Source organism: Polaromonas sp. A23, from assembly GCF_002001015.1.
Classification (GTDB): domain Bacteria; phylum Pseudomonadota; class Gammaproteobacteria; order Burkholderiales; family Burkholderiaceae_C; genus Polaromonas.
This window is the reverse complement of record NZ_MUNO01000017.1, coordinates 159,099-183,730: the sequence shown is the minus strand read 5'-3', so window position 1 is coordinate 183,730 and position 24,632 is coordinate 159,099. Positions and strand designations below refer to the sequence as shown.

Sequence of the window (24,632 nt, the reverse complement as noted above, 5' to 3'; positions counted from 1 at the left end):
TACCGAAGCGGACCAGGCTTCAACCGGCAACCGTTTCGGCCACCGGCGCCTTGAGGCCGATGCGGTCGAGCGCAGCAACCAACTGGCCAACCGTGCGGTCGGTGTGGTGCCATTTCTCCAGCCCGAACAGGCCGATACGGAAGGTCTTGAAGTCGGCACCTTCGTCGCATTGCAGCGGCACGCCGGCTGCAGTCTGCAGGCCTTCGGCCAAGAATTTTTTGCCGGACTGGATGTCGGGGTCGGTGGTGTAGCTGACCACCACGCCCGGGGCCTTGAAGCCTTCGACCGCCACGCTGGGCAGGCCTCTTGATTCGAACAGCTTGCGAACCTTGCTGCCCAGCGCTTCCTGCTCGGCTTTCACTTTCGCAAACCCGTAGGCCTGCGTTTCCTTCATGGCGGCGCGCAGGCGCGTGAGGGCGTCGGTAGGCAAAGTGGCGTGGTAGGCGTGGCCGCCTTTTTCATATGTTTCCATGATCTGCAGCCACTTCTTGAGGTCGCAGGCAAAACTTGAGCTGGTGGTTCCTTCGATGGCGGTGCGGGCACGCTCGCTGAGCATGACCATGGCGCAGCAGGGCGAGCTGCTCCAGCCTTTTTGCGGAGCCGAGATCAGCACGTCAACGCCAGTGGCTTTCATGTCGACCCACATGGCGCCGGAGGCGATGCAGTCAAGCACAAACAAGCCGCCCACGGCGTGCACAGCTTCGGCCACGGCCTTGAGGTAGCTGTCGGGCAGGATCATGCCGGAGGCGGTTTCCACATGCGGGGCAAACACGACGGCGGGTTTTTCTTTGGCGATGGCGGCCTGCACTTCGGCAATCGGCGCTGGCGCCCAAGGTGCCTGCGCGCCAGCGCCGGTCTGGCGGGCCTTGAGCACGGAGGACGAGGCAGGGATGCTGCCCATGTCAAAAATCTGCGTCCAGCGGTAGCTGAACCAGCCATTGCGAATGACCATCACATGTTTGCCGGCGGCAAACTGGCGTGCCACGGCTTCCATGCCGTAGGTGCCGCTGCCTGGCACCAGCACCGCAGACGGCGCGTTGTACACCTCCTTCAGGATGCTGGAGATGTCGGTCATCACGCCCTGGAAATTCTTGGACATGTGGTTGAGCGCGCGGTCGGTGTAGACCACCGAAAACTCAAGCAGGCCATCAGGGTCAACGTTGGGCAGCAATCCAGGCATAGGGTTTTCTCGGAGTAGTTGGAACTAAGTCGGGTTGGCAGCTTAGCACTGCTCGCCATTTCCTGGTGCCTGCCGGTTTTCTGCCGTGCCTAGGGAAGTGCTGAACAAGTCGCTGCGGCGTACGATCAGCCGGGCTCGGGCGGTCTGCTGCGTTGAATTTCTTGCCAATAGCCAGCTATTGCCTGCGAAATCCGCCTTGCATCCCATCCCGATCCGGCTGCCGCACATCCGCAAGGACTTATTCAGCGCTTCCCTAGGCTTCAAGGAGCGTGGGCAGTGCCGCCATGTCGGTAAAAATGGCGCTGGCACCAGCCTGCCTCAGGGCCTCGGGCGCGTCGTGCCCGGCTTCGGGCGGGCTATAGCCGAACACGGTGGCGCCGGCGGCTACCCCGGAGGTCACGCCGGTGACGGTGTCTTCCACCACCGCGCAGCGCCTGGGGTCGACGCCCAATGCCGCAGCTGCGGCCAGATACACATCAGGCGCGGGTTTGGAGCGTGGCAGCTCGTGGCCGCTGAAGATGCGGTCTTTGAAGTAAGGCATGAACCCGCATTTCTCCAGCTGCAGCTCCACCTTGAAGCGGTCGGCACCAGAGCCGCAGGCGATGCAGCCGTCGTACAGCTCATGAATCAACGCCACCGCTTCCACCGCGCCGCGGATTGCCAGCAAGCCTTCGACCAACCCCTCATTGCGGCGACCGCGAAACTCGTCCAGCCACTCCTGGGTCAGGGGGCGGCCCGTGTTGGCTTCGATCATGGCGGCCTCGTCCTTGACGGCCTTGCCGATGAACAGGCGCATGCATTCGTCGCTGCTGAGCTCCCATCCGGCCTCTTCCAGCATGTCGCGCAACACGCCGTTGGTGATGGGTTCGCTGTCTACCAGCACGCCATCACAGTCAAACAACACGGCATCGAATTTGAGGGTCATGGTTTATGCTATTAATTCAGGAGCTGCTTGCGCCCGTGGAATAAGGGCAGAAGTCACTTTTCATGATGAACTGCGCTGTTGCATGAAGCGTGCGAGATGCCATGGTACCAATGCCGGCCCGGAACCGGCTCATTGCAGCTGGCCAGGGACGGATCCGAAACGGCGCACAGGGATGGAGTCGCCACCGACTCCGGGGGGACGCATGAAACGGATCGCGCGGTAGGTGTTGCCGTCGTCCACCATCAAGGCCTGTAGCGCCGCGTCGAGCGACGCGAAGTCTCCTGCCTCGCTGCGGCGGCTGCCTACCGCCACGGTGAAGCGCAGCGCCATGGAGGTGGGGTCGTCGGCATCGCGCATCAGGCCCAGGGCCACCAGCCGGGACAGGCGGGCCGTAAGCGCCTCGCCAGGTGTCACGCCCTCCATCACGATGCCCAGCATGTTGCGGCCAAGTCGCCCCACGGTGTCGAAGTCGCGCGTGATGGTGCGCACCAGCCGCACACTGCGGGCCAGCAGCTCTTCGGCCTCGACGGTGTTCAAGCCGTCCGGCTCGGCCGGCTCCACGGTCACGTAGATGATGGCCAGGTCGCGCCCCAGCTCCGGTGCAGCGTGCCAGATGCGGGCCGCACGCTCACGAAATGTCTTCCGGTTCAAAAAGCCGGTGAGCGGGTCGTGCTCTTTGGCCGCCTGCTCCCGCACGGTATCGGCGTGGCGCAGACGGCTCCATGCGTTGATGCACAACATCATGACGACCACCTCCACCAGGGCAGCGGCGACCGGGGTTTCGTTAGGCAGCCAGGGCGCGCTGATGAGCCCCGAACTTTCGGCGAGCGCCAGCGCCACGCTGACGAGGTAGGGCACGTACACCAGCAGCCAGTAGCCGCCGAAGGCCACGCCGCGCCGCCAGGCGCGCCAGGCGCAGGTGATGGTGAAGGCAAAAACGCTGAGTGTGATGACGTGAAACATCGGCACCATGCGGTCGTACTGCTCGACGAAGGGGCTCGCCGTCATGTACACGAGACACAGCGCAACCAGCGCACGCGCCATGCGGTGAAAGTTGCGCCCCTGCAGCCCGCCGAAGATGGACCGGGTGAACTGAAGGTTGAAGGCCAGCGCGCCCATCACAGACAACACAATGGCGTGGCTGGCAAAGGTTGTGGCGTGGGGCCACAGGTAACGCTGGGCCACGCCGGTGTAGCAAAGAGTGGCCATGACGGTAAACACAAGGTAGCCCGCATACCAGGCATAAGTGCGGTCGCGGTAGGCCAGCGCCATCTGGGCGCAGAAAAGAGCCAGCGTGATGATCACCCCCAGCTGCAGGCCAACCCACAACATCTGCACCACATCGCGCCGGGACGCCTCTGCCGTACTCACCAGCACAGGACTCAGGTTGACCGGCAAGCGGTGCACCACACGGACAAAAATCTCCTGCGCGTCCGCACTGGGCTCCGGCAGCGGAAAGCGCGGCCGCAGCGAATCGACAGGCCACTGCACATGCGCCACAAAGTCGCCGGCCACGGCCATGCGCCATGTGCTGTTGGCATCGCGCTGAAAGAACTCATAACGATCCACGATCACGGTGGGAAATTCCAGCAGCCAACCGGCGCCATCGACCACGCCACCCGGCGCCAGCGTCATGCGCAGCCAGAGCGGTGAGGCCGCACTCACCGCATAACGCTTGCCGCTCACCAGGGGCTTGAAGAGCGCGGCATCCATGGCCGCAACCTGCTCAACGGTGGCGCTTGCGGGCAAGCCTTCCAGCACCTGCAACGGGGCGGGGTAGGACGCCGGGCTCGGGCTGCCGGCATGCAGGTTGGGCGTGCCTACGGCAGCGGCAGGCATGGAATTCAGCCCGAGCAGAAACACCAGCCCCAGCACACCGGCCCAAAGCAGGGGCTGGCACCGCCGCCACGAAGCCGCACGGGCTGCGCGCTGTTCTTTCATGAAATTCATTCTTTACCCGAGATGCTATTAATACAGGAGCAATCAGCACCCGTCAATTAAGGGCTGAAAGCACCTTTTATATCTCATCACAGGTGGTCACCGTCAACATAGTACCAACGGCCTAACTCGCGAACGAAGCGGCTGCGCTCGTGCAGGCGGACGGCCGGGCTGCCCGCGCTTTTCTGGCGGGCGACGAATTCGACTTCGGCGTGGGTGTCGTCCAGCGGGCGATGCTGGCGCACTTCCAGGCCCAGCCATTTGACGCCCGGGTCAAACGCGATGCCTGACGGGCGCCGGCTGGTGTGCCAGGTGGCGAGCAGGTAGTCGGCGCGCTCGAGCACAAAAGCGCTGTAACGCGAACGCATGAGGGACTCGGCATCGGGCGCCGGCATGGCCTCAAAATTTTCGATGAAGCGGCCGCAGCAGGCGGTGTAAGCCATCGGCCGGCCGTGCGCATCGGCCCGGCCGCAAGGGCAGGCAGCCACCGTCAGCCTTTGGAGGGCTGGCGCGCAGCGTGGGCCTGCTTGTGCGCTTCCAGGGTTTCCATGGGCGCGCCCTGCTTTCTCCACTCGGCAAAGCCGCCGTCGATATGCGCCACGTTGGTCATGCCCATGTCCTGCAGGGTTTTGGTGGCCAGCGCGCTGCGCCAGCCGGCACCGCAAAACAGGATGAACTCCTTGCCTTCGTCGCCAAACACTGGCTTGAAATAGGGCGAGGCCGGGTCCACCCAGAACTCCAGCATGCCGCGCGGTGCCAGCAGGGCCCCGGGCACGGTGCCTTCGCGTTCGAGCTCGCGCACATCGCGGATGTCAACGATCTGAACCTGCGGGTCAGTGAGTTTTGCCTGCGCCTCGCTCACTGAATAAGTCTTGACCTGCGCCATAGCCTCATCGACGAGGGCGCGGAATCCTTTGGTGATGGGCATGGGATTGATCTCCTGATCGGTGAATGGTCATGGCAAGTTTAGGCTGCTTCTTGTCATACCGGGCTTGACCCGGTATCCATCTGCATCAACTACCGACGCCGGTATGCCGGCATGGATTGCGGATCGAGTCCGCAATGACAAGCTCTTAGGTCAGTGCTCTTTGGATGATGATTTTTTGTACGTCGCTCGTACCTTCGTATATCTGGCACACACGCACGTCACGGTAAATGCGTTCCACTGGAAAGTCGTTCACATAACCGTAGCCACCCAGCGTCTGTATGGCGGCGCTGCAGACTTCCTCGGCCATTTCGCTGGCGAAAAGCTTGGCCATGGCCGCTTCCTTCAAACACGGCAGGCCTGCATCGCGCAGGCTGGCCGCGTGCCAGATCAGCTGGCGCGCGGCTTCTATCTTCGTGGCGCAATCTGCCAGGCGAAAGCCAACCGCCTGATGGTTGAAGATGGCAGTGCCGAAGCTCTGGCGCTCTTTGGCGTACGACACAGCGACCTCGAACGCGCTGCGCGCCATGCCCACACTTTGCGCGGCAATGCCGATGCGCCCACCTTCAAGCGCACCCAGCGCGATCTTGTACCCCTCACCTTCGGCGCCGATCAGGTTCTCGGCGGGGATGCGGCAATTGTCAAAGTTGATCTGCGCAGTGTCGCTGCTGTGCTGGCCCAGCTTGTCTTCCAGCCGCGCGACGACGTAACCCGGTGCATCGGTGGGCACCATGAAGGCGCTCATGCCCTTCTTGCCGGCGCCCTTGTCGGTAACGGCAATCACCACAGCCGCGTGGCCGTTCTTGCCGCTGGTGATGAATTGCTTGACGCCGTTGAGCACGTAGCCGTCGCCCTCTTTCACGGCGGTGGTACGCAGCGACGATGCATCGCTTCCCACGTGTGGTTCGGTCAGGCAGAACACGCCGAGCATGTTGCCCTGTGCCAACGGTGTCAGCCACTGCTTTTTCTGCTGCGCATTGCCGTAACGCATGAGGATGGCGTTGACGGGGCAGTTGGTCACGCTGATGGCGGTGCTGGTGCCGCCATCGCCGGCGGCAATTTCTTCGAGCACCAGGGCCAGCGTGACGTAGTCGAGGTTGGCGCCACCAAACTCTTCCGGCACACAAATGCCGTAAGCGCCCAGCGCGGCCAGGCCTTTATGCGCCTCCACCGGAAAGTGGTGCTCCTTGTCCCAGCGCGCGGCGTGGGGCCAGAGCTCCTGCTGCGCAAAAGCCCGGACGGCGTCGCGGATCATTTGCTGGTCTTGCGTCAAAAGCATGTCAGTTCACCAAGTTGCAAAACGCGATCCGTCGTAGTTGAGGAACGCGCCTTTGTGTTTCTGGGTCAGTGCGGCCAGTGTCTTGCGCATGGCCTCCACACTGTGTTGCAAGGTCAACGGTGCGCCAGTGCCGCCCATCTCGGTCTGTACCCAGCCGGGCGACAGCGCCACCAGGATGGCGCCGGGATAGTCATGCTGCGCGGCGGCCACCGCCATGTTGAGCGCGGCCTTGCTGACGCGGTAGGTCCAGTTGCTGCTGGATGGCACCTCGCCAATGCACCCCATCTCACTGGTAATGAAGGCGAAGCAGCCACCGGCAGCCTCCACCAGCGGCGCCACTTGCGGCAGGGCTTGCATGGCACCCAGGACGTTGGTGTGCATGGTGCGGTCAAACTCCTGCTGGGTGGGCGGCGACAGCGCATCGCCCTGCGGAAACACGCCTGCGACGTACAGTGCCACGTCAATCTTCTCGCCGTCGAGCTGCCAGGCCAGGCCGCTGATGCTGGCCGGGTTCGCCACATCCACGCGCAAGGCGATGGCGTTGAGCGCCTTGAGCCGCTCCAGCCCCGCTTCGTCGCGCGCGGTGGCGATCACGCGCGCACCGGCCTCGCCGTACTGGCGCACAAACTCCAGGCCAATGCCCCGCGAAGCGCCGACGATGAGGACAGTGCTCATTTCAGTAAATTTACAAGCAAAATTGGCTGTTCGCCCTTATGCAGTGGGCACAAGCAGCTACTTTATTTATAGCAACTCCACAGCCAGCGCCGTGCCTTCACCGCCGCCAATGCACAAGGTGGCCACGCCTTTCTTGAGGCCGCGGGCTTTCAGCGCATGGATCAGCGTGACGATGATGCGAGCGCCGCTGCTACCAATCGGGTGGCCCAGCGCACAGGCGCCGCCGTTGACGTTGACGATGTCGTGGCTGATGCCAAGCTCCTTCATTGCGGCCATGGGCACGACGGCAAAGGCCTCGTTAACCTCCCACAGGTCCACGTCTTTCACGCTCCAGCCGATCTTCTTGAACAACTTCTGCACTGCACCGACCGGCGCGGTGGTGAACCACTCGGGCGCCTGCGCGAAGGTGGCGTGGCCGACGATGCGGGCAATCGGCGTGGCGCCGAGCTCTTTGGCGGTGGACGCTCGCGCCAGCACCAGCGCCGCGGCACCGTCGTTGATGGACGAGCTGGAGGCGGCGGTGATAGTGCCATCTTTCTTGAAGGCTGGCTTGAGCGTAGCGACCTTGTCGAGCTTGACCTTGCCCGGACCTTCGTCGATGGAGATCACGGTGTCGCCAGCGCGGCCCTTGACGGTGACAGGGGTAATCTCGGCCTTGAAGGCGCCGGACTCGGTAGCGGCCTTGGCGCGCTGCACGCTGGCAATGGCAAAGGCGTCCTGTGCCTCGCGTGTGAACTGGTACTTCTCGGCGCACTGCTCGCCGAAGGTGCCCATGGCGCGGCCGGGTTCGTAGGCGTCTTCCAGACCGTCGAGCATCATGTGGTCAAAAATACGGTCGTGGCCGATGCGGATGCCGCTGCGGCCCTTGAGCAGCAGGTGCGGCGCATTGGTCATGCTTTCCATGCCGCCGGTGACCATCACGTCGCGGCTGCCGGCGACGAGCTGGTCGTGCGCGAGCATGGTGGCTTCCATGCCGGAGCCGCACATTTTGGAGAGGGTGACGGCGCCGGTGCTGGCCGGCAGGCCGCCCTTGAAGCCGGCCTGGCGGGCGGGCGCCTGGCCCAGGCCGGCCATCAGGCAGTTGCCGAACAGCACTTCGTCGACTTTTTCGGGCGCAATGCCCGAGCGTTCGATGGCGGCTTTGATGGCGGCACCGCCCAGGTCGTGGGCTGACAGGCTGGAAAAGTCGCCCTGGAAGCCCCCCATGGGAGTGCGGGCTGCGCCAAGGATGACGATGGGATCAGCGATGGAAGTGGACATGGTTTTCTCCTTCAGGTAAGTTGAACAGGTCAGGCAGGTTGAATGACGGTGCCGCGCTCTTCCTGGGCGACGCGCAGGATGTATTGCTGAAAGCCCGGGTCTTCACCGCGCAGCAACAGCGGCAGGGCATTGAAAAAATTCTCGCGCCGGCACCACTCACGCATGTAGTCGTCCCAGCTGTTCCAGCGGCGCGCCTCGACCTCGCTCATGCGCTCGTTCCAGGCGACGATGTAGGCACGCTCGAACAGGGAGATCAGCATCTCGTAGATGATCATGATGCGCTCGTTCTGGTCAGGTGTGGGGTGCTCCAGCGCTTCGCTGGTGCGAAGGTGCAGGTCGGGATTGGCCAGCACGACTTTCAGGAAGTCGTTGTAGGCGTCTGACAGCAGCTGATAAGCCGCTTCTTCCTCGTTGTTCCGCTCCTTGCGCTGCTCGAGCACAAAGAAAACAATCGCAAACGGCAGGGCCAGTGCGGTTACTACAAAGCTGGCGTATTCCCAGGCGTCTCTCATGGCGGTGCTCAGGCTTTCTGCTCCGCGTGTTTGCGTATGAAGCGCCGCTCGCGTTCATAGGGAAAAACGTCGTGCACGTGGCCCGCGGCAATGCGGTCCTTGTGCTGCTGCCAGAAGGTGGCGTCGAGCAGGTCGGCGTGGTGCTTCATGAAAACTTCGCGCACGGCGTCGTTGCCCAACAGGAAGGGCTCGAAGGTTTCAGGGAACACGTCTTTGGGCCCGACGGAGTACCAGACCTCGCCGCTCATCTCTTCTTCTTCATTGCGCGGCGTGGGAACCTTGCGGAAATTGCAGTCGGTGATGTATTCAATCTCGTCATAGTCGTAGAACACCACCTTGCCGTGGCGTGTGATGCCGAAGTTTTTCCACAACATGTCGCCCGGGAAGATGTTGGCGGCCACCAGATCCTTGATGGCGTTGCCGTACTCGACCACGGCGCGCTCAATCTGGCCCTTGGCAAACGGGTCGTCAACGCCGGTGTCGAACGCTTCCTGGAGGTAGATGTTCAGCGGAATCATGCGGCGCTCGATGTACACATGCTTGATGATGACTTCGATGTTGCCGTCGCCGTCACGGTCGCTGACTTCGAGCTGGCTGGGCGCGAACTTCTCGATTTCGGCAAGCAGCTCGTCGTCGAAACGCTCGCGTGGAAAGGCCACCTCGCTGTACTCCTGGGTGTCGGCCATGCGGCCGACGCGGTCGTGCTGCTTGACCAACAGGTATTTGCCCTTGATCTGCTCGCGCGTCGTGTCTTTCTGCGGCGGGTAGTAGTCCTTGATGACCTTGAACACATAGGGAAAAGAAGGCAGGTCAAACACCAGCATGACCATGCCCTTGATGCCGGGTGCGATACGAAACTTGTCCGTCGAATGGCGCAGGTGGTACAGAAAATCGCGGTAGAAAAGTGTTTTGCCCTGCTTGGCCAACCCGAGCGCGTTGTAGATTTCGGCACGCGGCATACGCGGCATCATGCTGCGCAGGAACTGCACATAGGCCGAAGGAATCCCCATGTCGACCATGAAGTAGGCGCGCGCAAAGCTGAAAAGGATGAGCAGGTCGTCTTCACCCATCAACACCGAGTCAATGGCCAGCTTGCCCGATTTGACATGCAGCAGAGGCAGCGCAAAAGGCAGCTCGCTGAAACCGTTGATCAGCTTGCCAACGATGTAGGCGCCCTTGTTCCTGAAAAACATGCTGGAAAGCACCTGGATCTGGAAATTGGCACGCAATTTCACCTCGCCAAGGCGCTGGCTCAGCTCTTCCACCACATAACCGGCATCCCGCTCCAGGTCTTCAAACTCCACACGCAGTTCGAAGTCATTGACGAGCCCGATCAGATGTTCCTGCAAGGTGTCGCGCTGGGGGTAGTAGGCGCGATAAGTTGGCTGCGTGGCCAGCTCGTCGTTTTCGATGTATTCGGTGCTCACGGCCGGCCGGACAAAGATGAAGTCGTTGTGGAAGTAGCTGCGATGCAGGATCTTGGTGGTGACCGAGTTGAAAAAGGTTTCGGCCAGCTCGGGCTGGTGGTGGTCCACCAGCAAACCGATGTAATGCAGCTTGATCTGGTGCCAGACGTCCATGGGTTGTTCACCCGCCTTGAACTCGCGCTCCAGGCGCATGGAAGCTTCGCGCACACGCAGGTCGTAAAACTCGATGCGCTCGCGCTGCGCCCTTTGCTGGCCGTGCCAGTCAGCGGTTTCAAACCGGTGTTTGGCACGGGCCGACTCGGTGCGAAACAGCTGATAGTGGCGGTTGAAGCCATCCATCATCGCCTTGGCGATTTCGTAGGCAAGCGGGGAGTCGAGACGCTGTGGAAACACGGCTAGACCTTTGCAGCGATGTTTTTGTCGTCTTTGTACTTGTCAGCGCTCCAGACGTCCCAGACTCGGTCTACCGCCTTGCTATAGAGCGTATCGAGCTGCTCCGGGTTGGCGATGCTCATCTGCAGGTCCTGCAGCAGGCCGTCATGCACACCAAAGGCCCAACCGTGCACCACGACCTCCTGGCCACGCGCCCATGCATCGACCATGACCGTGCTCACAGAGACATTCACCACCTGTTCAATCACATTGATGTCGCACAGGGCATTGGCTCGCACAGCTTCGGGCAAGCTGTCGAGCAACTGCCGGTGGCGGTGCCGCACGTCCTGGATGTGGCGTATCCAGTTGTCGGCCAGGCCGATGCGCGCGCCTTCCAGCGCGGCCTGCACGCCCGAGCAGCCGTAGTGCCCAACCACCATGATGTCTTTGACCTTGAGCCGCTCAACCGCAAACTGGATGGCCGACAGTGCATTGAGGTCAGAATGCACGACGATGTTGGCCACGTTGCGGTGCACAAACACCTCGCCCGGCTCCAGCCCGGTGATCTGGTTGGCAGGTACGCGGCTGTCGGAGCAGCCTATCCACATGTAGCGGGGCGTTTGCTGCTTGATCAGGCCCGTGAAGAAACCGGGGCGCTCGCGCTCCATTTGCGCGGCCCAGGCACGGTTGTGGGCAAAGAGGGTTTGGATTTCAGATGACATCAACCGATTCTCACATGGTCTCTGCAAACAGCTCGCGCCCGATCAGCATGCGGCGGATCTCGCTGGTACCTGCTCCAATTTCATAAAGCTTGGCGTCACGCCACAGGCGGCCCAGCGGGTAATCGTTGATGTAACCGTTGCCACCGAAGATCTGCACGCCCTCGCCAGCCATCCAGGTGGCTTTTTCGGCACACCAGAGAATGACCGAGGCGCAGTCCTTCCGAACCTGGCGCACATGTTCGGTACCCAGCAGGTCCAGGTTTTTGGCCACGGTGTAGGCAAAGGAGCGCCCGGCCTGCAACACGGTGTACATGTCGGCGACCTTGCCCTGGATCAGCTGGAACTCGCCGATGCTGGTGCCGAACTGCTTGCGGTCATGGATGTAGGGAATAACGTTGTCCATGACGGACTGCATGATGCCCAGCGGGCCGCCGGTGAGCACGGCACGTTCGTAGTCAAGCCCGCTCATGAGCACCTTGGCCCCGCTGTTCAGGCCACCCAGGATGTTTTGTGCCGGCACTTCGACATTGCTGAACACCAGCTCGCCGGTGTGGGAGCCGCGCATGCCCAGCTTGTTGAGCTTTTGCGCTACAGAAAAGCCCTTCATGCCTTTTTCGATCAGGAAGGCGGTGACGCCGCGTGCACCCAGCTCGGGTTCGGTCTTGGCGTAGACCACCAGCGTGTCGGCATCAGGCCCGTTGGTGATCCACATCTTGCTTCCGTTGAGCAGGTAATAACCGCCCCCCGAGGCACTTGGCTCCTTCCATTCGGCTTTCAGCTTCATGGAGATGACATCGCTGCCGGCACCAGGCTCACTCATGGCCAGGGCGCCGACGTGTTCGCCGTTTATCAGCTTGGGCAGGTATTTCTGGCGCTGCGCTTCGGTGCCGTTGCGCTTGATCTGGTTGACGCACAAATTGCTATGCGCCCCATAAGACAAGCCCACCGAGGCACTGGCGCGGCTGATTTCTTCCATGGCGATCATGTGCGCCAGGTAGCCCATGTTGGCGCCGCCGTATTCCTCACTGACGGTGATGCCGAGCACGCCGAGTCCACCCATTTTTTGCCAGAGGTCCATGGGGAACTGGTCGTTGGCGTCAATCTCTGTGGCGCGCGGTGCGATTTCGGCCTGGGCGAATTCGCGCACGGCATCGCGCAGTGCATCAATGTCTTCGCCGAGCTGGAAGTTGAGTCCGGGCAGGTTGTTCATGAAATCTCCTTGAATTGATTCGGCATTCGATGATCAGTTTTTCACGTCGTCACGGCCGGTGACGGTCATTAGCGTGGCGCCCATGGTGGCAATCAGTTTTTCGCGGCCGTCGTCGATAGCGTAGGCCCGCCCTTCGGTCACGGTAATGGTGCGGCCGGGTTTGATCACCTGGCCGACCATGCGAAAACGCTGGCCTTTGGCAGGCGCAAGCAGATTGATTTTGTATTCGATGGTCAACACGCCGGTGCCCTCCGGCATCAGCGTGAAGCCGGCGTAACCGCAGGCCGAGTCGAGTGCGGTGGCCACCATGCCTGCATGTAAAAAGCCATGCTGCTGGCTCAGGCCGGCGGCCCAGGCCATCTCGATCACCACGCGGCCGGGTTGAATGTCTCCGAGCGACGCGCCCAGGGTGGCCATGGCGCCCTGGCGTGCAAAGCTGGCTTGCACACGCGCCGCGTAGCCAGGGGTTTGGGGCTCGAATTGGGGAAGTTCCATGGCCGGTTTTTAGTTGACGTTTACGTAAACGTCAATTATGGCCTATTTTGTCTTTTTGGCCGTCTTGGCCAGCAGTGCCCGGGCTTCCTTCTCGTGCACTTTCACCTCTTCGAGGTTGGCCTGCAGATCTGCCATCTGCTCTTCCAGCTGTTTACGGTGTTGCGCCAGCACGGTCAAGAATTTTGTCAGCTGCGGGCCGGTGTCGCGCGGGCTGTCGTAGGTGTCGATGATTTCCTTGGCTTCCGTCAGGCTCAGGCCCAGGCGCTTGGCGCGTAGCGTGAGCTTGAGCCGGGTGCGGTCGCGTGCGCTGTACACGCGGTTGCGCCCACCCGGGCCTTCGCGCTGCGGCTGCAGCAGGCCCATGTCTTCGTAAAAACGGATGGCGCGTGTGGTCAGGTCGAACTCTTTGGCCAGATCGCTGATGGAGTGGGTGGTTGTGGTTGCCATGTGGTGAAACCCTGGTGACAGGGCCCTCGTGTAGCCGATCGGTAAATCAGGTTTAATGCATGAACCATGCTTACGTTAACGTAAACGTCAATTCAACGAGTGATCTTACAAGATGAATGAACAGGAAGCCCAGCTCCACTACCCTTTCGGCGATACCCTGCCGCCGTCCGGTGGCGCGTTGGAGGTGGCGCCCGGCGTCAAGTGGATCCGCATGCGGCTGCCCTTCGCGCTGGACCACATCAACCTGTGGCTGCTGCGCGATGCGCTGCCCGGCCCGCAAGGCCTGGTGCAGGGCTGGACCGTGGTGGACTGCTGCATCAGCAGGGATGAAGCCAAGGCGCAGTGGGAACAGGTTTTTGCCAATGAACTCGACGGTCTGCCGGTGCTGCGCGTCATTGTTACCCACATGCACCCGGACCACATCGGGCTGGCACACTGGCTGTGCGAACGCTGGAACGCACCACTGTGGATCAGCGCCACAGACTACAACGCAGCCCGCCTTGGCACGCAGAACAGCACGGGGTTTGGCGGAGAAAGTGCCGCGGCCTTTTTTGCATCGCACGGCCTGACCGACCCCGGCTCGCTGGAGATGATTCGGGCACGCTCCAACTACTATCCCGGCCTGGTTCCGGCCGTGCCGGGGCATTTTCACCGCATCATGGACGGCCAGGTGATTGCCATTGGCGGGCGCAGCTGGACCTGCATCAGTGGTTACGGCCATGCACCTGAACATATTGCGCTGCACTGCGCCGAAATGTCGTTAGCCCCCACGGCGCCTTCGGCCCCTGCCCCCCGAGGGGGTGCGACCGGTCTTGGGGCGGCCCAGCGACCGGTCGGCGTTCTCATCAGCGGCGACATGATTCTGCCGCGCATTTCAACCAACGTGAGCGTGTACGACACCGAGCCGGAATCCAACCCGCTCATGCTGTTCCTGCAATCCATCGACAAGTTTTTGCCGCTGCACCCCGATACACTGACCCTGCCCTCGCACGGCAAGCCTTTTCGCGGCCTGCACACGCGAATTGCACAGCTGCACGAACATCACCGCGACCGGCTGGCGGAAGTCATGCAGGCCTGCAGCACCAACCCCTGCAGCGGCACCGATATTCTGCCGGTGATGTTCAAGCGCCCGCTGGACCTGCACCAAACCACCTTCGCCATGGGCGAGGCGGTGGCCCATCTGCATACGTTATGGTTTGAGGGCCAGCTTCAGCGTCGGCGTGATGCCGACGGCATCTACCGCTTCTACGCGAGCTGAATGATCTCTGTCTCGGGGTTGTAGGTGTCGGATAGCTCGGCACCGTTCGGCAGTGACATGAAAAAACTGGCGCCGCCCTGGGCCGCAGGAACGGCCCACGCATGCCCGCCGTGCATCTGCGCCACCCGCTGGACGATGGCCAGCCCCAAACCGCTGCCGGGATAGTCAACGGAGGAGTGCAGGCGCTGAAAGGCGGTAAACAACTTATGGGCATAGGCGGCGTCAAAACCGACGCCGTTGTCCGACACGCACACCACGATTTCACCAGGCAGCTCACCCTCTTGCAGGCCGACCTTGATCCAGCTCTGCTCCTTTTTGGAGGTGAATTTCCAGGCGTTGTCGAGCAGGCATGAAAGTGCGGTGACCAGCAAACCCTTGTCGCACATCACGGGAAGCGTAGGCTCCATCTCCAATACCAACTGCCGTTCGGGGGCCTTCTTGCGCATCGCATTCACCAGGTGCTGGCATAGGGGCGCGAGGTCCACCATTTCGAGTGCCAGGCTCATGCGCGGCAGGTAATTCAGAATGCGCAGGTCATCCATCAATCGAGCCAGCTGGCGGGTGCTGGCCTGAATGCGCGACAGGTAATGCTGCGCCTGCACGTCCAGCGTCGCACCGTAGCGCTCCGCCAGTGTGCTGGCAAAACCATCAATCACATGCAGGGGCGACTTCAGATCGTGCAGCATGGCGCTGGTGAAAGCCGTGTGTTCGCTGCGGTTGTGCTGCAACTCGCCCGTGCATTGCTCGATACGCGCTTCCAGCTCTTCATTGAGCCTGCACAGATGCGAGTCGGCCAGGTGCCGGGCCCCGACGTCGGTCACGCTGACCAGCATGGCCGGCCGCAATTCCCATTGAACGCTGCCAAAGGCCAGCTCAACCAGCATGGACTCGCCGCCGGCCTTTTTCTGCGTGCAGAGTCTCATTTCCTGCTGGAACTCTCCGGGAGGCAGGGAAGCCAGCAGCGCGGCCCCCTCGCCTTCGGGGAAAAGTGCTTCCGCAAAAAAACCCGCCAGAGATGCCTGCGTCATGCCGTACAGCTCAGCGGCAGCCTTGTTGGCGGTCAACACATGTCGGGAGTGGATGTCAAACAGCCACATCGCCTGGGGATGAGCATCGAACAGGCTCTGGTTGCAGGACTCGCTGGCCCGCAACAGGCGGAAGGCCCGGTAGGTTTCGCTGACATCCCTCAACGTGACCAGCAAGCCCGAGGAATGCCGGCGAAACATGCAGTCGACCCATTGGTCGTCAAAGGGATACCGCGCGACAAACCTACAACTGCCGCGCTCCTGCAGGGTCCGCTCGGCAGCTTCGCGATGGCTCTCTGCAATGTCTTCGGGAATGGCGTCCCAGAAATCAGCACCCCGCAGATCGGCCAGCGCGGTATGCGCCAACGCGTGGGCGCTGCTGTTGCAGGTGATCACCCGGCCGTTTTCGTCCAGCAGGATGACGCCCTCGCCCGTCAGCTCCAGACCGGCCTGCAGGGTATTTGCGTCTCTTGCCGCACCGTCTGCCTGGCTGCGCGTCCACAGGAACGGTGGACGCTTTCTTGCCAGCGACTTCAGCAAGGTCTTGAGCACAGTCGGTGGTCCGTTCCAGAGCTTGCGTCAAAGACCGGTGAACGGACCTTTTACCGCCACTTGCGATTGGCCACCAGCAGCGCCGTGACGTAGCCATGCAACCAGTCGAAGTTGATCGGTTTTTCAAGGTAATGGGAGTTGGGAGGAAGGCCGCCCCGTTCTTTGATGGCCTCGCTGGGCAAGCCGCTGATCACGAGGATCTGCATGGACGCCAGCTGCTGGTTGCGCTTGAGCGCACGAAGCAATTCCATGCCATCGACCCCGGGCATGTTCAGGTCGGTGATCAGGAGGTCGGGCCGCATGCTGGCGATGTCCATCAGGGCTTCGAGGGCAGACGGCATGAAACTGCAATCCACGGCCATGTTCCATTCGTCGAACTGGGCTTTGTAGAGCTCGCAAGTGGCTTCTTCATCCTCGACCACCAGAATGCTAAGGCGGTTGCGGGGGTCAGCGTCGACCTGCGCCCGTTGCGGGCTGTTTTTCAGCAGGTAATTGTTGATGGCGCGCAAAGACAGCCGGCGGTGGCCGCCCAGGGTCTTCCAAGCGTCAATTTCGCCTTTTTCAACCAACGACTGCACGGTGGCCACTGACAGGCCCAGCAGTTTCGCTGCATAGGTGGTGCCGCAGTAGTCGTCGCTGGAAAAGTCGTTCGCCGTGATGGCGTTCTCGAAGGTTTGGGGTTCGCGCGGCATAAAGTACCCAATAAGATGAATCTGACAATTTAAACAAATTAATTGATTTAATCAATTGAATTTAACGTCTATCAATTCTTGACTTTTTTACAGCATCTGCCCGCCGCACACTCAGGCGACTACCGGATGACCAGGCAGTGTGAAGAAGAAGGTGGCGCCTTTGCCCGGTTCAGCCTCTGCCCAGACATGGCCGCCGTGGCGACCGATCACACGGCTGACGGTAGCCAGCCCTACCCCGGTTCCGGGAAATTCGGTGACGGCATGCAAACGCTGGAAAGTATTGAATAGCTTGTCGGCATAAGCCATATCGAAGCCGGCCCCGTTGTCCCGCACAAAGAACACGGGTTGCCCTGCCGCGTCGACAGTTCGGCCTACGCGAATTTTTGCGTGTGTTTTCCGGGAAGAAAATTTCCAGGCATTGCCAACGAGGTTTTCCATCACCACGCGAATCAGCCGTCCGTCGCCTTGAACCAGCAAGCCGTCCTCGACCTGGATGTCGACCACGCGCTCCGGCTGGCGGCCCCGGCATTCTTCGGCAATCTCCCGTGCAATTGCGCTCAGATCCACATTTTCATGACGCATTTGCATGCGCGAAACCTGAGCAAGCGACAGCAGGTCTTCAATCAGGCGCCCCATCTGGGCGACCCCCGCCTGAATGCGCGACAGGTAGTGCTGGATTTTTTCGTTGGGGTTGTTGGGATCGAGCTGCTTGGCCAGCAGGCGGCTGAATCCGTCTACCGTGTTCAGGGGCGAGCGCAGATCGTGTGAGACCGAATAGGAAAAAGCCTCCAGCTCCTGATTGGACAGGCGCAGGGCAGTTTCGATGGATTTGATCTCCGTCACGTCCGCATCAATACCGACCCAGAACAGCACGTTCCCGCTTTCATCAAGCACAGGAGACCCGCGGTAAGCCATGGTGTGATAAGTGCCGTCGAGCGCCCGCAGCCGGCGCATGCCTTCGTAGGGTTTCAGGCTCTCGCGTGACCGGGCCCAATTGGCAGCCAGCTCCGCAAGATCGTCGGGATGAATCACCGCCCGCCATTTGTCGCCCATCCAGTCTTCGGGTGCGCCCCCCATCAACTCGTACCACTTGCGGTTCAGGTAGGTCAGCTTGCCCGCGGGATCGGCGTTCCAGACCACCTGCGGCGCCTGCTCCGTCAGTGCCCTGAACAGGACTTCCTGCCGCGCCAGCGCGGCAGTACGTTCTGCGACTTTTTCTTCCAGCCCCTGGTTAAGTTGCTGGACCTGCTCAAAGAGGTTGGCGTTTTCAATGGCGATGGATGCCAGTTGCGCGAGCTCGACAGCGACGTACTGGTCCTGCAGGGTAAATTCACCGTGGTATTTGTCGCTCATCTGGAGCAGTCCGATGTTTTCTCCACTGCGCCCCGTCAACGGCACGGCCAGCCAACCTCGCATGAGCGCATCCTCGCCCGCGTCGTTGCCGGAATCCGGCCACTCCGGGTGAGCCTCCAGTTCGGACTGGGTCAAGCGCAGAGGGCGGTTGCTTGTGCAGACGGCGACATCAAGGCCGCTGCTGTGGACAAGGCGCACCATGTCCCGGCAGTGGGGGTAGCGGTCCGAATGCGAGATCGCATTGATCGCGCGCCGTTGCTCGCCGATGACCGTCAACCCCACCACGGCCTGGTGTGCGCCCACCACGGCACGCACCTGGTCCGCGGTTTCCTGGACCGTGGCCTCGACAGTGTGGTGGCTGGTAATGGCCTGTGTTGCGTCGGCCGCGCGCTGCAAAGTGAACAAGTAGTCCTGTACATCTTTTTCGGCCTTGACTTGCGCCGTCACGTCCATGGCGACCACAAAACGCGCATCCCGGCCTTCGTATTGAATCGTCCGGGACACGGTTTCCACGTCGAAGTCGACGCCGTCCTTGCCGCGATGCAGGCGGCGGTTGACGTCTTCGCGCACCCCGCTGGATATCTCGGCCTTCAAGCGGCGATTTTCGATGTCGGAGCGGATGTCAAAAATGGTCATCGTCAGGAATTCGTCGCGCGTGTAGCCATAACGACGGACACAGGCTTCATTGACTGCGATGAACATCTGGGTCTGCACGTCGATGATCCACATCGGTACGGGCGCCGACTTGAAGAGGACCGCGTAACGCTGTTCACTGCTGACAAGCGCCTGCTCTGCAAGCTTGCGCCCGGTGATATCACGCTCCACCGCCACCCAGTGGGTGTACCGGCCGCTGGCGTTGGCAATGGGCACAATGTCCAGTTCGACCCAAAACGCCTGGCCGCTCTTGGTGTAGTTGATCAACTCCGCACGCACCGGCTGCCAGCTCCTGAGCGCCGCGCCAATGCGGTCGAGTTCGGCGCGCTGCGTGTCCGGCCCCTGCAGCAACCTGGGAGACTGTCCCAGCACTTCTTCGCGCCGGTAACCTGTCCGGCGCTCGAAGGCGTCGTTGACAAACACAATGCGCGGTCCCGACTCGTCGATCGGCTCCGCCGCGGTGATCAGCACGATGTCGTTCAACCGCGCGATGGCGGTTTCCAGCAAACGCAGCTGCTCCTCCGATTCATGTGTTTCCGTGATGTCCTGAAGTGCGCCTACCAGCCGGATCACTTTGCCGTCTTGCCACAGCGCACGCCCTTGGGACTTGACCCAGATGCGGCGCCCCTTGGCGGTCACCATCGGCACTTCCAGATCCCAGGGTATGCCATGCGCTGCAGCGGCCCGTGCGGCCGCGCTTACCAGGGGTTGGACTTCGGGAGCGTAAAACGTCAGGGACTCGGCGACGCTGATCGGCGTGCCCAGGTCTACCTCGTGGATGCGGTAAACCTGCTCTGACCAGACCACCACCATGTCACCAAGAACGACTTCCCAGCCGCCGATCTTTCCCATCTCTCCCGTTCGCTGCAACAAATCCGTCGTCCGCGCTGCGGCTTGCTCCGCCAACTTACGGCTCGTAATTTCCTGTACAACACCCGCGCGCAACAGCGGCGTGCCTTTGTCGTCGGCATAAAGTTCGCCGATCTGGTGGATCCACCGGGTTTGCCCCGTGGGCGTGATGATCCGGTACTCCACATCAAGGCCCAGCCCCGCGCGCATCGCCTCGTCACGCTGCCGCGTGTACGCGGGCCGATCGTCGGGGTGAATCATTGCCGTCACGGTGTCGGGATTGCGATCGAAAGCCTCGGGGGCCAGCCCAAAAAGCTCGTACACCTCGTCGGACCACCAGAGCTGTCCGCTGCTAAGGTCAAGCTCCCAGTTGCCGATGCGGCCCAGCCGCTGTGCGTTAAGCAACTTGCGCTGGACTTCGCGCAGCTGCTCATAGCCGCGCATCTGCTCCAGCTGAAGCCGCTCCATCTGGGTGATGTCGGAAAAAACCATCAGCGCACCCACAATGCGGCCGCCTTCCTCGACAGGCCGGTAGGTGCAGCTGATCAGCCGGCCCGCAGGCTCCCGATCGTTTCGCATCAGTACGGGCTGCGGCCCTCCGCTGTCACCCTGCAGGGCCTTGTAAAGAGGCAGTTCCTCGAAACCGTACAAGGTCTGCGTGCCCGGCACAAACAGACCCTGCAGCTGCGGCCAACTCGGCGCGAGCACCAGGGACATGTCGTCCACGGCAAACAGGTGCGCCGCCGTTTCGTTGACCAGCAACAAGCGGCCGGTGGCATCCACCGCTATCAGGCCCTCCTGCATGCTGTTGATCGTCAACTCCAGCGTTTCATAGGCCTGGCGGTTTCGCGTCAGCTCGGTTTCCAGATCCTTTGCGCGCTGTTCCAGGGAATCCGCCATCAGGTTAAAGCCGGCGGAAATTCTGGAGAATTCGGATTGGGAGTCACCGGGGTGAACGGGAATTCGTTCGTCCAGATGCCCTTTCTCCAGCCTCCATGTCGCATGGAGAATTTGCCGTGCCGGCGCCACGATGCCCCTGCCGGCAATCATCCAGGCAACCCAGCCGCCGAGAAAAGCCACCAGCGCCAACGCTGCCAGCTCCAGCCATAACAAACGCTGGCTGGGGCCAACGATGAGGTTACGGTCCATGCTGACCGAAACAAACACGGCCGATTCCAGGTGCGGACTGCTCGCCATGTAAGCCCACAACCGCTCCCGGCCTGCGCCGTCCACGCCCTGGCGCACGCCTGCATCCATGGTTTTCAGGGCTTCTATCAAGACAGGGCTGCGAACCTTTTCCCCCACCTTGATGGGCAGCACCGGTTTGCCCGCAAGCAGGGTGCCCTCGCGATCCTGAATGCCCACGGCGGCGCCATCGGGCAAGGCTATCCCGGCAATGGATTCGCCCAGCCGCGCCAGGTCGAAAGAGGCATACACCACGCCTGTCACCTTGCCATTGCCCCCCAACAGCGGCTGCGCAAAAGTCAGGACCGGCTTGTCGGCGAGCCGACCTACGGCGTAAAGGCCGACCACAAAGCGGCGCAGGGCGATCGCGTCCCTGAAATAGGGGCGGTCACCGAGAAAGGTTTTTTTTGCACTGCCCAGGGCATGGCAACGGGTCTGGCCATCCAGGTTCACCACGCCGAGATTGGCGTATTCGGGGAGCTGCCGGGTCAGGCCGGAAAAGTAGCGGTCGCAGTCGAAGTTTGCGCCACCATCCTGCATGCCCGGCAACGAGGCAATGACCGACAACACCTGCCTGGCCGAGTCGGCAATCCGCTGCTGGTTGGCCGCCGCAAGGGAAGCGGCGAATCTCAGATCGTCCTCGGCCTGTTCGACCGCAATGTTAGCAGCGTGCAAAGCCTTGAAGATGGACAGTCCAAACAGCGGAACGATGGCCACGACCACCAACAAGACAAGGCGGGCTCGCAGGCTGGTCCCGAAGTTCATGCAGCCTTCCAGCATGAACCGGGCAATCCGGAGCGGAATACATACCGGCGTTCAGCCAGCCCCGCCGCGGCACAACGCGGGTGAAAATGACAAGAGGTGTCTTCAGCGGCCCGCGCACACCGGCGTTCGGAGCGCCGCCCGCAGGAGGGAACATGAAGCGCCAGGCGCTTCGGCGGTTCCTGGAGAAAGGACAAGTCAGTTTTCATGTGGCCGGCCTGTTTCCGGGGCGGGCAGACTCTGCCAGCCTCAGGTTAACTCACCCGACTGTACTGGATACTTTGCAGTAAAAAGGATTCGTTTTTGCGTGGCCGGCGTTTTTGCTTCCGCCCAGCCACAAACGCGAGAGATATCAAGCCGAAGCGATTGACTCGTTGACGTGCAGCCAGTAGTGTTGCAGGCGGCTGAGTTTTTCGGTGAAGTCGCCGAAGTCCACCGGCTTGCGTACAAAACCGTTGGCGCCGCTCTGGTAGCAGGCAATGATGTCCGACTGCTCGCTCGATGACGTCAGCATGACCACCGGAACCAATGCTGTCAGAGGATTGGCACGCAGGCTGCGCAGCACGTCCAGGCCCGACAACTTGGGAAGTTTCATGTCGAGCAGTACGAAGGCGGGCTGCTTTTGCGTATCCCGGCCCGCATGCGCCCCTTGGCCAAACAGGTAGTCCAGCGCCTCGGCGCCATCGCGCGCCGTCACAATGGTCGTGTCCGCACCTTGTTCCTGCAAGGTCAGTACAGTCAGCTCCAGATGGTCAGGGTTGTCTTCAACGACAAGAATCGGTTTTTCGTTCATAAAGGCCTTTACCAGGGTGCTATTAGATGCCGGAGAGGCTATTTCCCTGCTGACTTCCTGCTGACTCTGTCATTTCCATCATATTTTTCATATTACGTAAAATTACACTTTTGTCCAGCCCGATCAGCGCCTGCCGCTTGATGCGTCGCAAAACCCTCACTATTAGACCCTTGCCCGGACAAAATTACCACCGGGGAAGCGCTTCTTCCTTAAGTTGACTGCGCAACTCGGCATAGTCCGGCACCACGGTGCGCACCGTATCCCAGAACCGCGGGCTGTGGTCCATCACCCTCAGATGGCTGAGCTCGTGCACCACCACATAGTCAATCACCGACTGCTTGAAATGGATCAAGCGCCAGTTAAGCCGGATGGAGCCGTCGGCACTGGCGCTGCCCCAACGGGTGCCGGCGCTGCTCAGGCTCAGCTTGCGCCACTGCACACCCAGATGCGGTGCGAAGTGGTTGAGACGTTCGGTAAAGACGCGCTTGGCCTGGCGCATCAGCCAGGCCTGCACGGAGTCGCGAATCTGCTCCGGCGTTGCGTCATGTGCCAGCGCAATATGCAACGTCAGCTCTGCCACACCCGGCAGGCTGGTGTTTTGCGCGCCGGCCCCGGTGTGCAACACGGCCGCGGATGAAGCCGCGGTGTTTTTCAACTCACCGCCGACACCACCGAAGGCGTGCCGCGGGTCAATCACCACAATCACCTGCTCGCCGAGAAAAGGCAGGGTCGTGCCGTCCTTCCACTCAATGCGCGCCGACTCCATGCGGTCGTGGCGCGCGCGGGTTTCCTGCAGCTTTTTGACGATCCAGCCGGACTTTTCCTGCACGGCCTTGTCAATTTCATACAGCGGCACCCACTTGGGTGCACTGACAACCAGACCTTCGGCGCCGACTGAAAATCCGATGGTGCGGCGCTTGCCGCGGCGGAACTGGTAGCCCACCACCGTGCCTTCAAGCAAGGCCTCGCGGCTGGCTGCCGGGTGCCGGTAGGTCGCCGGCGCCAGCAACTGCTCCAGGGTCTGGGCGGGTGGATGGTTTTGCTCATTCGCTATATTTTCAATAGCTGTTGGCGCAGGACTAACAAGGGCTGGCGGCTTTTTTGGCTCTGAAGTCTTGGTATTTTCAGTCGCGCTGGCCGGCTCCAGATCAAAGAGGTCCAAGGTGAACTGAAGAAGCCGTTGCATGCTAACCAGTGTAGCGCCGCCCAAGTGTTGCAGCATGGCTCTCTCTTCAAACCAGCCGGGGTCGCGGGTCCGGCTTTGCCGGCCCGAAGGCGCAGCGCCCCCTCGGGGGGCAGAGAGCGACACGCAGTGCGCGAACGTGGGGGCTAACGGTAAGCCTCAGGGTCCAGCCTGCGCATCTCGGTTTCTATCCACGCTTCCACTTCGCGCATCAGCTCGTCGGGCTTGCGGCCCACGCTGCTGATGGGTTTGCCGATGGAAATGTCCACGATGCCCGGCTTCTTGACGAAGGCCTTGCGCGGCCAGCATTTGGCTGAAGTGACGGCCACCGGAATGACTGGCGCGCCGGTTTCGATGGCCAGCCGCGTGCCGCCGCTCTTGTAGACACCTTTTTGCCCGCGCTCAATACGCGTGCCTTCGGGGAACATGATGACCCAGACGCCCTGACTCATCAGGCGGCGGCCCTGCTCCACCACCTTGTTGAAAGCCTGGGCGCGCTGGTTGCGGTCGATGTGGATCATGTCCATCCTCGCCATGGCCCAGCCGAAGAAGGGAACGTAAAGCAGCTCACGCTTGAACACAAAAGCCAGCGGATGCGGCATCAGGGTCACCATGGAAAAAGTCTCCCAGGTGCTTTGGTGCTTGACCAGCAGCACAGCGGCGCTGGTTTCGCCCGAAGGCAGGTTTTCCATGCCGGTCACACGATTTTTGATACCAAGAATCACCGTGCCGCCAGTGACGGCCAGGCGCAACCAGCCCGCGCACATCCAGTAGATCTGCGTGCTGCTGCCGAACAACGAAAAAACCAGCACGGCCAACGCCCATGGAATCACGGTGACGATCATCCACAGCAGGTGCAGGACGGAGCGAATCAAGGGCATGGCAAGTCTCTTCTGTCGTTCTTCATGATGTTTTATGGCTTTTGCCCTTTAAACACGGGCACAAGTAGCTATGCTTTT

21 protein-coding genes are annotated in these 24,632 nt (G+C 61.5%); 1 reads left to right on the top strand and 20 read right to left on the bottom strand.

Features of this window, described 5'->3' with window-relative positions; all coding sequences use genetic code 11:
- Positions 1-19 precede the first annotated feature (19 nt).
- The 14 genes from B0B52_RS08300 to B0B52_RS08235 form a co-directional block, all read right to left on the bottom strand.
- Complete coding sequence (locus B0B52_RS08300) at positions 20-1,180, bottom strand: aminotransferase class V-fold PLP-dependent enzyme (protein WP_077593147.1); 1,161 nt, start codon at positions 1,178-1,180, stop codon at positions 20-22.
- Between the two features lie 253 nt (positions 1,181-1,433).
- Positions 1,434-2,105: an HAD family phosphatase gene (locus B0B52_RS08295; RefSeq protein ID WP_077593146.1), complete on the bottom strand. Its 672-nt coding sequence runs from the start codon at positions 2,103-2,105 to the stop codon at positions 1,434-1,436.
- A gap of 129 nt (positions 2,106-2,234) precedes the next feature.
- Positions 2,235-4,046 (bottom strand): 7TM diverse intracellular signaling domain-containing protein, encoded by a 1,812-nt coding sequence (locus tag B0B52_RS08290; protein WP_168173503.1) that lies wholly within the window; start codon positions 4,044-4,046, stop codon positions 2,235-2,237.
- Positions 4,047-4,132: 86 nt separating this feature from the next.
- Positions 4,133-4,486 carry a YchJ family protein gene (locus tag B0B52_RS08285; RefSeq protein WP_168173510.1) on the bottom strand — a complete coding sequence of 118 codons (354 nt, stop codon included), beginning with the start codon at positions 4,484-4,486 and terminating at the stop codon, positions 4,133-4,135.
- 47 nt (positions 4,487-4,533) lie between these two features.
- Positions 4,534-4,971 carry a rhodanese-like domain-containing protein gene (locus tag B0B52_RS08280; RefSeq protein WP_077593144.1) on the bottom strand — a complete coding sequence of 146 codons (438 nt, stop codon included), beginning with the start codon at positions 4,969-4,971 and terminating at the stop codon, positions 4,534-4,536.
- A 145-nt stretch (positions 4,972-5,116) separates the two neighbouring features.
- A complete protein-coding gene (locus B0B52_RS08275) occupies positions 5,117-6,247 on the bottom strand; it encodes an acyl-CoA dehydrogenase family protein (RefSeq protein WP_077593143.1) in 1,131 nt (376 codons plus the stop codon).
- 6 nt (positions 6,248-6,253) lie between these two features.
- Positions 6,254-6,922, bottom strand: a complete 669-nt coding sequence (locus B0B52_RS08270; protein ID WP_077593142.1) for an SDR family oxidoreductase — start codon at positions 6,920-6,922, stop codon at positions 6,254-6,256.
- Positions 6,923-6,988: 66 nt separating this feature from the next.
- Positions 6,989-8,182: an acetyl-CoA C-acyltransferase gene (locus B0B52_RS08265; RefSeq protein WP_174575480.1), complete on the bottom strand. Its 1,194-nt coding sequence runs from the start codon at positions 8,180-8,182 to the stop codon at positions 6,989-6,991.
- Positions 8,183-8,211: 29 nt separating this feature from the next.
- Positions 8,212-8,694 (bottom strand): hypothetical protein, encoded by a 483-nt coding sequence (locus B0B52_RS08260; protein WP_077593141.1) that lies wholly within the window; start codon positions 8,692-8,694, stop codon positions 8,212-8,214.
- Positions 8,695-8,702: 8 nt separating this feature from the next.
- On the bottom strand, positions 8,703-10,514 hold the full coding sequence (gene aceK, locus B0B52_RS08255) for a bifunctional isocitrate dehydrogenase kinase/phosphatase (protein ID WP_077593140.1): 1,812 nt from the start codon (positions 10,512-10,514) through the stop codon (positions 8,703-8,705).
- Between the two features lie 2 nt (positions 10,515-10,516).
- Entirely contained in the window at positions 10,517-11,215 is a 699-nt protein-coding gene (gene can, locus B0B52_RS08250; RefSeq protein WP_077593139.1) for a carbonate dehydratase, read from the bottom strand.
- 10 nt (positions 11,216-11,225) lie between these two features.
- Positions 11,226-12,425, bottom strand: a complete 1,200-nt coding sequence (locus B0B52_RS08245) for an isovaleryl-CoA dehydrogenase (protein WP_077593138.1) — start codon at positions 12,423-12,425, stop codon at positions 11,226-11,228.
- A gap of 33 nt (positions 12,426-12,458) precedes the next feature.
- Complete coding sequence (locus B0B52_RS08240) at positions 12,459-12,920, bottom strand: PaaI family thioesterase (RefSeq protein ID WP_077593137.1); 462 nt, start codon at positions 12,918-12,920, stop codon at positions 12,459-12,461.
- Between the two features lie 42 nt (positions 12,921-12,962).
- On the bottom strand, positions 12,963-13,367 hold the full coding sequence (locus tag B0B52_RS08235) for a MerR family DNA-binding transcriptional regulator (protein WP_077593136.1): 405 nt from the start codon (positions 13,365-13,367) through the stop codon (positions 12,963-12,965).
- A 112-nt stretch (positions 13,368-13,479) separates the two neighbouring features.
- On the opposite strand from B0B52_RS08235, the gene B0B52_RS08230 reads away from it, so the two are divergent.
- Positions 13,480-14,625 carry an MBL fold metallo-hydrolase gene (locus B0B52_RS08230; protein ID WP_077593135.1) on the top strand — a complete coding sequence of 382 codons (1,146 nt, stop codon included), beginning with the start codon at positions 13,480-13,482 and terminating at the stop codon, positions 14,623-14,625.
- Here B0B52_RS08230 and B0B52_RS08225 read toward each other — a convergent pair.
- The 6 genes from B0B52_RS08225 to B0B52_RS08200 all read right to left on the bottom strand — a co-directional run bounded on the left by B0B52_RS08225 (position 14,613) and on the right by B0B52_RS08200 (position 24,554).
- Entirely contained in the window at positions 14,613-16,202 is a 1,590-nt protein-coding gene (locus tag B0B52_RS08225) for an ATP-binding protein (RefSeq protein WP_077593134.1), read from the bottom strand. The two genes, B0B52_RS08230 and B0B52_RS08225, sit on opposite strands and share 13 nt — an antisense overlap.
- 50 nt (positions 16,203-16,252) lie before the next feature.
- Entirely contained in the window at positions 16,253-16,894 is a 642-nt protein-coding gene (locus B0B52_RS08220) for a response regulator (RefSeq protein WP_077593133.1), read from the bottom strand.
- Between the two features lie 111 nt (positions 16,895-17,005).
- Complete coding sequence (locus tag B0B52_RS08215; RefSeq protein WP_168173502.1) at positions 17,006-21,700, bottom strand: PAS domain S-box protein; 4,695 nt, start codon at positions 21,698-21,700, stop codon at positions 17,006-17,008.
- A 349-nt stretch (positions 21,701-22,049) separates the two neighbouring features.
- On the bottom strand, positions 22,050-22,490 hold the full coding sequence (locus tag B0B52_RS08210) for a response regulator (RefSeq protein ID WP_077593131.1): 441 nt from the start codon (positions 22,488-22,490) through the stop codon (positions 22,050-22,052).
- A 184-nt stretch (positions 22,491-22,674) separates the two neighbouring features.
- Complete coding sequence (locus tag B0B52_RS08205) at positions 22,675-23,676, bottom strand: M48 family metallopeptidase (RefSeq protein ID WP_077593263.1); 1,002 nt, start codon at positions 23,674-23,676, stop codon at positions 22,675-22,677.
- A 143-nt stretch (positions 23,677-23,819) separates the two neighbouring features.
- The gene (locus B0B52_RS08200; RefSeq protein ID WP_077593130.1) at positions 23,820-24,554 is read right to left on the bottom strand and encodes a 1-acyl-sn-glycerol-3-phosphate acyltransferase; all 735 of its coding nucleotides are present in this window, start codon (positions 24,552-24,554) and stop codon (positions 23,820-23,822) included.
- Between the last annotated feature and the right edge of the window lie 78 nt (positions 24,555-24,632).

Bases quoted from the DNA above. Each gene is read 5' to 3' on its own strand.
- B0B52_RS08300 (WP_077593147.1), bottom strand. From the start codon at position 1,180: ATGCCTGGATTGCTGCCCAACGTTGACCCTGATGGCCTGCTTGAGTTT.
- B0B52_RS08295 (WP_077593146.1), bottom strand. From the start codon at position 2,105: ATGACCCTCAAATTCGATGCCGTGTTGTTTGACTGTGATGGCGTGCTG.
- B0B52_RS08290 (WP_168173503.1), bottom strand. From the start codon at position 4,046: ATGAAAGAACAGCGCGCAGCCCGTGCGGCTTCGTGGCGGCGGTGCCAG.
- B0B52_RS08285 (WP_168173510.1), bottom strand. From the start codon at position 4,486: ATGGCTTACACCGCCTGCTGCGGCCGCTTCATCGAAAATTTTGAGGCC.
- B0B52_RS08280 (WP_077593144.1), bottom strand. From the start codon at position 4,971: ATGCCCATCACCAAAGGATTCCGCGCCCTCGTCGATGAGGCTATGGCG.
- B0B52_RS08275 (WP_077593143.1), bottom strand. From the start codon at position 6,247: ATGCTTTTGACGCAAGACCAGCAAATGATCCGCGACGCCGTCCGGGCT.
- B0B52_RS08270 (WP_077593142.1), bottom strand. From the start codon at position 6,922: ATGAGCACTGTCCTCATCGTCGGCGCTTCGCGGGGCATTGGCCTGGAG.
- B0B52_RS08265 (WP_174575480.1), bottom strand. From the start codon at position 8,182: ATGTCCACTTCCATCGCTGATCCCATCGTCATCCTTGGCGCAGCCCGC.
- B0B52_RS08260 (WP_077593141.1), bottom strand. From the start codon at position 8,694: ATGAGAGACGCCTGGGAATACGCCAGCTTTGTAGTAACCGCACTGGCC.
- can (WP_077593139.1), bottom strand. From the start codon at position 11,215: ATGTCATCTGAAATCCAAACCCTCTTTGCCCACAACCGTGCCTGGGCC.
- B0B52_RS08245 (WP_077593138.1), bottom strand. From the start codon at position 12,425: ATGAACAACCTGCCCGGACTCAACTTCCAGCTCGGCGAAGACATTGAT.
- B0B52_RS08240 (WP_077593137.1), bottom strand. From the start codon at position 12,920: ATGGAACTTCCCCAATTCGAGCCCCAAACCCCTGGCTACGCGGCGCGT.
- B0B52_RS08235 (WP_077593136.1), bottom strand. From the start codon at position 13,367: ATGGCAACCACAACCACCCACTCCATCAGCGATCTGGCCAAAGAGTTC.
- B0B52_RS08230 (WP_077593135.1), top strand. From the start codon at position 13,480: ATGAATGAACAGGAAGCCCAGCTCCACTACCCTTTCGGCGATACCCTG.
- B0B52_RS08220 (WP_077593133.1), bottom strand. From the start codon at position 16,894: ATGCCGCGCGAACCCCAAACCTTCGAGAACGCCATCACGGCGAACGAC.
- B0B52_RS08215 (WP_168173502.1), bottom strand. From the start codon at position 21,700: ATGAACTTCGGGACCAGCCTGCGAGCCCGCCTTGTCTTGTTGGTGGTC.
- B0B52_RS08210 (WP_077593131.1), bottom strand. From the start codon at position 22,490: ATGAACGAAAAACCGATTCTTGTCGTTGAAGACAACCCTGACCATCTG.
- B0B52_RS08205 (WP_077593263.1), bottom strand. From the start codon at position 23,676: ATGCAACGGCTTCTTCAGTTCACCTTGGACCTCTTTGATCTGGAGCCG.
- B0B52_RS08200 (WP_077593130.1), bottom strand. From the start codon at position 24,554: ATGCCCTTGATTCGCTCCGTCCTGCACCTGCTGTGGATGATCGTCACC.